The organism is Micromonospora echinofusca (assembly GCF_017614955.1).
Lineage (GTDB): Bacteria > Actinomycetota > Actinomycetes > Mycobacteriales > Micromonosporaceae > Micromonospora > Micromonospora echinofusca_A.
Map to the genome: position 1 here is coordinate 1 of NZ_WVUH01000324.1, position 8116 is coordinate 8116.

General features: G+C 69.4%; 9 protein-coding genes. 1 reads left to right on the forward strand and 8 read right to left on the reverse strand.

The window, feature by feature from the left end:
- Positions 1 to 402: 402 nt before the first annotated feature.
- The 6 genes from GSF22_RS35095 to GSF22_RS27140 form a co-directional block, all read right to left on the reverse strand.
- Positions 403 to 834: an SCO4848 family membrane protein gene (locus GSF22_RS35095; RefSeq protein ID WP_244454204.1), complete on the reverse strand. Its 432-nt coding sequence runs from the start codon at positions 832 to 834 to the stop codon at positions 403 to 405.
- Positions 783 to 1367, reverse strand: a complete 585-nt coding sequence (locus tag GSF22_RS27120; protein WP_208816573.1) for an NADPH-dependent FMN reductase — start codon at positions 1365 to 1367, stop codon at positions 783 to 785. Before GSF22_RS27120 ends, GSF22_RS35095 begins: the two co-directional genes overlap by 52 nt.
- 127 nt (positions 1368 to 1494) lie before the next feature.
- The gene (htpG, locus tag GSF22_RS27125; protein WP_208816574.1) at positions 1495 to 3408 is read right to left on the reverse strand and encodes a molecular chaperone HtpG; all 1914 of its coding nucleotides are present in this window, start codon (positions 3406 to 3408) and stop codon (positions 1495 to 1497) included.
- Between the two features lie 127 nt (positions 3409 to 3535).
- Positions 3536 to 4333: an ABC transporter permease gene (locus GSF22_RS27130; RefSeq protein WP_208816575.1), complete on the reverse strand. Its 798-nt coding sequence runs from the start codon at positions 4331 to 4333 to the stop codon at positions 3536 to 3538.
- Positions 4323 to 5273, reverse strand: a complete 951-nt coding sequence (locus tag GSF22_RS35530; protein ID WP_208816576.1) for an ABC transporter ATP-binding protein — start codon at positions 5271 to 5273, stop codon at positions 4323 to 4325. Before GSF22_RS35530 ends, GSF22_RS27130 begins: the two co-directional genes overlap by 11 nt.
- A 71-nt stretch (positions 5274 to 5344) precedes the next feature.
- On the reverse strand, positions 5345 to 5854 hold the full coding sequence (locus tag GSF22_RS27140; protein WP_208816577.1) for a helix-turn-helix transcriptional regulator: 510 nt from the start codon (positions 5852 to 5854) through the stop codon (positions 5345 to 5347).
- A gap of 220 nt (positions 5855 to 6074) precedes the next feature.
- Between GSF22_RS27140 and GSF22_RS27145 the strand changes: the two genes are divergently transcribed.
- Positions 6075 to 7118 carry a LuxR C-terminal-related transcriptional regulator gene (locus tag GSF22_RS27145; RefSeq protein ID WP_208816578.1) on the forward strand — a complete coding sequence of 348 codons (1044 nt, stop codon included), beginning with the start codon at positions 6075 to 6077 and terminating at the stop codon, positions 7116 to 7118.
- A gap of 13 nt (positions 7119 to 7131) precedes the next feature.
- Here GSF22_RS27145 and GSF22_RS27150 read toward each other — a convergent pair whose 3' ends face one another.
- Positions 7132 to 7281, reverse strand: a complete 150-nt coding sequence (locus GSF22_RS27150; RefSeq protein ID WP_208816579.1) for a hypothetical protein — start codon at positions 7279 to 7281, stop codon at positions 7132 to 7134.
- A 72-nt stretch (positions 7282 to 7353) separates the two neighbouring features.
- Positions 7354 to 8116: prolyl oligopeptidase family serine peptidase (locus GSF22_RS27155; RefSeq protein WP_208816580.1), on the reverse strand; the 763-nt coding region annotated here is incomplete at its 5' end.

The following is an 8116-nucleotide window of genomic DNA, read 5'->3' on the forward strand; positions in this document are numbered from 1 at the left end:
TCTGTCACACTTTCACACGGAACCGGCCCGCTGATCGCACGCAGCAACCTACACCAACGCTTGACCACCGGATTCGGCAGGCCGGCCGCTCTGCGGTCACCCGCTGGCTCGTCCGTTCCCCTGCCGGACGTGAACATTACCCGGTCGCCTCAGGAGCACCAAATCGGCCCCCCGGGTACGGGCAGTCACGCCACGTCCCCGCTACCCCGGCACCCCCGGAGCCAAACCCACCCTCGGCACCAGCTCTGCGGATTGCCCCTCTGACCAGGCACGACATCGGGACGTTTCGTCGGTGGTGCCGCGCCACGGTCAGGCCGCCAGGGGATCCGGCACGACCACGCGACTCCACTGGGTAACCGGCTGGACACCCGAGAGCCATCCGCGTCGGCGGCGGCCGTACGGCTATCGGCCCGTTGCCGTTCTCCGGCGACGGGCCGATAGCCAGCCGCGGAGCCCGAGCAGTCCGACCGTGGTGCCGATGGCCAGCGAGGCCCCGATCAGCAGGGCGTGGATCCAGAGGAAGGCGGTCGGCGACCCGGAGCCGACCTGGTCGCCCGACCAGGCACGGGGATCCTGATAGATGGCGACGCCGAACCTGGGCCAGATGGCCCAGGTCCAGACGCCCACTCCGAGCAGGAACAGCGACCAGCCCCGGGACAGCACCATGGCTGGCGAGTATGCCAGCGTGACCGTCCGGGCGTGCCGGTCGACACCGCACGGGTGCCGGTCGACGCAGGCCCGGGCGTACCGGTCGACCAGGTACCGGTGCGGGGCCGCGATGCTCAGACCGGGTAGGGGCTCCGCGCCCGGGCCTCCCGGAGCGCGTCGCTCCACCAGGCCAACTGGGCGAGCAGCTTGTCTGCGGCGGCGTTGCACGGGCCCGGGTCGGTCGGTTCACCGTCCGCCCCGAACCGGTCCCAGAAGCCGTGGAAGCTCACCGTCTCCCGCACCGTCACGGCATGCACCTCGGCCAGCACCGGGCGCAGCTGCTCCACCGCCCGTAGGCCGCCGGAGAGTCCCCCGTACGAGACGAAGCCCACCGGCCGGGCGTGCCACTCGACGGAGTGCCAGTCGATGAGGTTCTTCAGGGCCCCGGGAAAGCTGTGGTTGTACTCCGGGGTGACCAGTACGAACGCGTCCGCTGCGGCCAGCCTCGGCGTGACGGCGGCGAGTGCCCGCTGCTCGGTCGGCCCGGGTCGGCCGGTGAGGTCGGCCGGTACCGGCGTCTCGACCAGGTCGACGACATCCACGTCGTAGCGGCCGAACTGCTCGGCCCGCCGGGCGAACCAGCGCGCGACGGTCGGTCCGAACCGCCCCTCACGGGTACTGCCCACGACGAGGGCGAGTCGGATTCCGGGCTGGGTCATGGTGGTTACCCCTCGATGCGGTGGAGCCGACGGACCAGGGTCGGTCGCGCCGGTTGACGACATCGAGAACGCTAAAAGTTGAAGTTCCGTTCAAGTCAAGCGCAGCCGGTCGGGAGGTACGGCGGCCCTAGAGCGAACGGGCCAACCGGTCGGCCAGGATCCGGGTGAACCGCGACGGATCGGACAGCTCGCCGCCCTCCGCGAGCAGCGCCATCCCGTACAGCAACTCGGCGGTCTCCGCCAACGCCTCGTCGTCCCCGCCCTGCTCGTGGGCCTTGCGCAGCCCGGTGACCAGCGGGTGGGTCGGGTTGAGTTCCAGGATCCGCTTGATCGGCGGTACCTCCTGACCCATCGCGCGGTACATCCGCTCCAACGTCGGGGTGATGTCCTGCGCGTCACCCACGATGCAGGCCGGCGAGGTGGTCAACCGGGACGAGAGCCGGACCTCCTTGACGTCGGCCGCCAGCTTGCCGGTCAGCCAGGTGAGCAGCGCAGCGAAGTCCTTCTGCTGCTGCTCACGCTCGGCCTCGGCGCCCTTCTTCTCCTCCTCGGTGTCGAGGTCGACCTGGCCCTTGGCGATGGACTGCAACGGCTTGCCGTCGAACTCGGGAACCCGTTCCACCCACACCTCGTCGACCGGATCGGTGAGGATGAGGACCTCGTACCCCTTGGCCCGGAACGCCTCCATGTGCGGCGAGTTCTCGATCATCGACCGGGACTCGCCGGTCATGTAGTAGATGCCGGCCTGTCCCTCCTTCATCCGTTCCACGTACTGCTTGAGGGTGGTCTGCTCGTCCGGGTGGTGGGTGGAGCCCACCGAGAGGATCTCCAGCAGGGTGTCCCGGTTGTCGAAGTCGTCGAGCAGCCCCTCCTTCACCGCCCGACCGAACTCCGCCCAGAAGGTCCGGTACCGGTCGGGGTGGTTGGTCATCATGTCGCGGATCGCGGAGAGCACCTTCTTGACCAGGCGCCGACGGACCACCTGGATCTGGCGGTCCTGCTGGAGGATCTCCCGCGAGATGTTCAGGGACAGGTCGTGCGCGTCGACGACGCCCTTGACGAAGCGCAGGTAGTTGGGCATCAGCGCTTCACAGTCGTCCATGATGAAGACGCGCTTGACGTAGAGCTGCACCCCGCGCTTGCCGTCCCGCATGAACAGGTCGAGCGGCGCGTGCGCCGGGATGAAGAGCAGGGCCTCGTACTCGAAGGTGCCCTCGCCCTTCATGTGGATGACGTCGAGCGGGTCCGTCCAGTCGTGGCTGACGTGCTTGTAGAACTCGTGGTACTCGTCGGCGCCGACCTCGTCGCGGGGACGGGCCCAGAGCGCCTTCATCGAGTTGAGGGTCTGCACGTCCCGGGTCGTCGCGCCGTCCTCGCCGGTCCGCTCGACCGTCATCCGGATCGGCCAGGCGATGAAGTCGGAATACCGCTTGACGATCTCGCGGATCTTCCACTCGGCGGTGTAGTCGAAGAGCTGGTCGTCGCTGTCCTCCGGCTTGAGGTGCAGGGTGACCGAGGTGCCCTGCGGGGCCTCGTCGACCGTTTCGATCGAGTAGGTGCCCTCGCCGGTCGACTCCCAGCGGGTGGCGCCGCTCTCGCCGGCCCGGCGGGTGAGCAGGGTCACCCGGTCGGCGACCATGAAGGTCGAGTAGAAGCCGACACCGAACTGCCCGATCAGGTCCTGCGACGCGGCGGCGTCCTTCGACTCCCGCATCCGGCGCAGCAGCTCCGCCGTACCCGACTTGGCGATCGTGCCGATGAGCTGGACGACGTCGTCCCGGGACATGCCGATGCCGTTGTCCCGGACGGTCAACGTCCGCGAGTCCCGGTCCACCTCGACCTCGATGTGCAGATCCGACGTGTCGACCTGGAGGTCCTTGTCGACGAGCGACTCCAGGCGCAGCTTGTCGAGTGCATCGGAGGCGTTGGAGATCAGTTCTCGGAGGAAGATGTCCTTGTTCGAATAGATCGAATGAACCATCAGCTGGAGCAGCTGACGCGTCTCGGCCTGGAACTCCAGCGTCTCAGTCCGGTTGCTCACGGGACCCCTCTCCTGCGGCAATGGGTTGCGCGGAACAGGATACGAGGACGCGGAGCGGTGATCCGCGATTCGGCCGGTCGGACGACGGCGGCGGCGCCGGACACCGCCGGCCCGGTCGCCGGACCCGCTAGGCGTTCCGCGGCTCCCAACGGAAGTACCGGCGGGCGAACAGCACCCCGACCACCGTCCAGCCGAGGATGAGCAGCAGGCCCGGCGCCGCAGCCGACCAGGACTCCGCGAACCCCACCGCCGGGTAGGGTGCGGTCCCGTCGGTGAAGTCCCGGCCGAAGTAGGCGATCCGGATGACGTCCACCACGGGCGACAGCGGCATGGCGGCCGAGAGACGTTGCACCAGTTCGGGCATGTCGCCCAGGGGGAACGCGGCCTGCGAGGTCCCCGCGAGCACCAGCAGTACCGGCAGCACGGTGATCTGCGCGGACTCGCCGGTCCTCGTCACCCCGGAGAGGGCCGCCGCCAGGGGTACGAACATGATCGACGTCAGCACCACCGTCAGCAGCAGCAGCGGGACGTTCCGCGGGGCGGCGCCACCGAGTCCGACGACCCCGATGGTGACGACGACCGCAGCCTGTACGACGTAGATGACGGTGCAGGTGAGCCCGCTCCCGCCGAGGATGGCCACCTCCGACAGGAGGCTGCCGCGCATCCGCTTCAGCACCAGATCCTCCCGCCGTACCGTGAACAGGGAGGTCAGGTAGGCGAAGGTGACGAAGAAGCCGACCAGGGCCAGCATTCCGGTCAGCAGGTAGAGCCCGACGGGCAGGCCCTCCACCACTCCCTCGTCCAGCCCGAGGGTCATGCCGCCGAGCAGGACCGGGAACGCGATCGTGGTGAAGAACGCCGTACGGTTGCGGAGCAGGACCGTGAAGTCCAGTCGGGCCACCTTGAGCGTGTGTTCAAGCAGCATGTGCGATCTCCAGGAAGACGTCCTCCAGCGAGGCGCTGCGCACCTCGAACCGGTCGAGGACGAGGCGGTTGGTGTCGGCCCAGTCGAGGAGCCGGCGTAGCCGGTCCTGGGCGGCGGCCGGGTCCGCGCCCAGGTGGTATTCGGCGAGGTCCCCGGTGGTGGCGCTGATCCCGTCGAGGACGGGGAGGTGCACGCCTTCGGGGGCGAGGAACCGGACCCGGCTGCCGCGTTCGGCGACCACCGAGGCGATCGTCCCGGTGGCCGAGATCCGGCCGCCGTGCATGATGGCGATCCGGTCGGCCAGTCGTTCGGCCTCCTCCAGGTAGTGCGTGGTGAGCACCACCGTCGTCCCGTCGTCCACCAGCTCGTGGATGGTCGACCAGGTGCTCCGTCGGGCCTCGGGGTCCATGCCGGTCGTCGGTTCGTCCAGGAAGAGCACCTCCGGCCGGGCGAGGGTGGCCAGGGCCAGGTCGAGCCGCCGCTTCTGCCCACCGGAGAGCTGCCGGACCGGCACCTTCGCCTTGTCCGCCAGGTCGACGCGGGCGAGCGCCTCGTCGACGGTCTGTGGGCGGCGGGGAAGCACGTCACGCCAGAAGCGCACCGTCTCGGCGACGGTGAGGTCGCCGACGAAACCACCGTCCTGGAGCATGACCCCGGTCCGGGCACGGAGCCGGGCCCGGTCCGCGTGCGGGTCCAGGCCGAGGACCCGCACCGATCCGGACGCAGGGGTACGGAACCCCTCCAGTACCTCGATCGTGGTGGTCTTGCCGGCTCCGTTCGTACCCAGCAGGGCGAACAGTTCACCGGGCTGGACCTCGAAGGAGATGCCGCGTACGGCTTCGAAGTCGCCGTACCGTTGATGGAGATCCCGGACGGTGATCGCGGCCCCGGCGGTCGCCGGGGATCGTTCGGTCCGGGGCAGCGTCTGCTGCTCGGTCATCCACTTGTCCTCTCTGTCCGGATCGGACACCGTCATCCGGGTCACGTCGTCATGGGCCGCACCGGGCGGAGTCACACCGCGTTCGCCTGCGGGGGCCAGGCCCGGGTCGGGCGGGTCCTGCTCTGGTCGGTCAGCACCCGGGACACCATCAGGCCGGCCTGGAAACGGCTGCGGGCACCGAGCCGCACCATCAGGTCGGCGGCGATCCGCCGGGCGGTGCGCAACGAGACCCCCAGGCTCCGGGCCACCGACTCGTCGGTGCAGCCCTGGGCGAGCAGACGCAGCACCTCACGCTCCCGCTCGGTCATCGACAGGGTGGTCGTCGGCGCCTGGCGGGCCGCCCGGGCGGCGTTCGCCTCCACCCGGCTGAGCAGGACGGTGATCCCGACCTCGGGGCGGATCACGGTCAGCCGACCGGGGACGCTGCTCGCCCGCAGCATGCCGATCTCCCCGAGCAGGTCGAGACAGCGGTGCACGCTGGCCAGGTCGCCGTCGAGCGCCTCGGCGATCTCCTCCGGCGAGTACGGGGGTCCGGAATGGAGCAGCAGGTAGACCTGGGTGATGTCCAAGTCGTTGGCCATCCTCGCCTCCACTTCGGACCTACCGATCTGGTGGCACGGAGGCTAGGAGGGCGGACCAGTGTAGGGGAGGGACAACGTGCCGTCTGACAGGTAGTTCGCCATAGGCCAGTGCCTGTGCGGCGGATAGCCGTGGTTAAGGGACGATGTAAAGATCAGTTAGCTGGGAGGCGCTGTCCAGCCAGCCAGGGAAGCCAGACGCCGCAGCACGGAGGGCGAGCTCATGACGCTGCGACCCGGCCTCAACGGTCACGACCCGAAGTCGGCCCGCCACATCGCCGACCTGCTGTCCGGCACCGTACCCACGGACCTGGTCGACGGTTACGTGAAACTGTCGCTCCACGGCGACTGCACGGAGTCCGAGGCGGTGGCCCTGGTCGGCTCAGCCGACCGGCTCGCCGGGCTGGTCGAGCAGGGGCTCGCCCACCGGGCCCTCGACGACGACGACGCGCCGCTGATCCGGCCGACCGACCCGTCGCTGGCCTTCCAGCGGGTGATCGACAGCCTCCAGGAACAGTTGATCAGTTCGAGTTCCCGGTTGATCGAGGCACACCGTCATGTCGACACGCTCCAACGGGCGTTCCTCGGCCGGATGCTGGACCTCAACTCGGACGAGGCGGTCAAGCGGATCACGGCGGGTGAGGACATCCAGGCGCTGTCGCTGTCGATGGTCAACGCCGCCCAACGTGACTACCTGGAGCTGCACACCTGGCGGTTCACCGTACCGCTGCGCAAGGAGGAGGCGAGCGTGCCGCCCGCGCCGGTGGTCGAGCGGGGCGTCCGGCGGCGGTCGATCTACTCGACCGAGTACTTCGACACCGAGGTCGGTTACCACTTCATCCAGCACGCGATCAGCCACGGCACGGAGGTACGGATCTACCGGCACGTACCGATGAAGATGAAGCTGATCGACGAGGACGCCGCCCTGGTCCCGTTGACCCCGAGCGGCGCGAGTGGGGTGCTCTACATCCGCGCGCCGGTCATCGTGCACGCGTTGCGGCAGTACTACGAGCTGCTCTGGGCCCGGGCCACGCCCCTGTCGGGCCAGCAGTCGAATCCCTCGCCGGCCTGCGGTTCGCTCAACGACGTGCACCGCCAGCTCCTCCGGCTGATGGCGCTGGGGCTCAAGGACGAGTCGATCGCGAACCGGACCGGCCTGAGCCTGCGCACGGTACGCCGGCACATCGCCTCGATCATGGAGATCCTCTCGGCGGAGACCCGCTTCGCGGCCGGGGTCGCCGCCGCGAAGCGGGGTCTCCTGGACTGAGGGTCCGAGGGCGCTACTTGTGCCAGGGGTCGTTGTGCCAGGGGTCGATGATCTTGTCCTTGATCGCGGCCGGTTCGGCCTGGGGGGAGCTGATGGCGGGACTGCCCAGGAAGAGGGCGAGGGTCAACGCGGCGATGACTGCCAGTGCACGGCGGAGTCTCATGTCTATGGTTCTCCTCATCAGTGGTCAACCGTTAGGGGTGGACGGTAGGAGAAAGATCCACGCCCCGGTAGGTCATGAGCTGCCACTGACATCAACTTCCGCCCGCAGGCCGGTCTGATCCGCGCAGAAAGCCAGGACCTCGGCGTTCATCGTGACGGAGCTGCTGACCGCACGACGGGCGTGACCTGCCTCGGGGTCGGTCCGCAGGAGTACCGGCCGCGCACCGACGGTCGCCCACTGCAACGCCGCGCACATCTTGCGGGCGTGGAACGGGTCGACCCGTACGTCCCCGGCCGCCACGCTGAACAACGCCGCCGGGTAGGCCACGCCGGGCTGCACCCGGTGGTACGGCGACAGGGCCAGCAGCCAGGCCAGTTCGTCCGGCTCGTCCGCACTGCCGTACTCGCTGCGCCAGGCGGCACCGAGTCCGCTGCGCTCGTACCGGACCATGTCCAGTAGTGGTGACGCCGACACCACGGCGGCGAACAGCTCGGGGCGCTGGACGGCGGCGGCGGCCACCAGCAGTCCCCCGTTGGAGCCGCCGAAGACCGCCAACCGGTCCGCGCTGGTCAGCCCCTGCTCGATCAGGGTCCGGGCAGCGGCGTGGAAGTCCTCCACGACCCGTTGTTTCCCGGCCCGGGTACCGGCCCGGTGCCACCGGGCGCCACGTTCACCGCCGCCACGTACCTGGGCGATCACGAACGTCCCGCCGGCCGCGACCCAGGCCAGGGCCAGTGGGTTGTAGCTCGGCGGGATGGAGACGCCGAAACCGCCGTACCCGTGCAGGATGCACGGCCGGCGACCGTGACCGGCCCCGCCGGTCTCCCCGGCATCC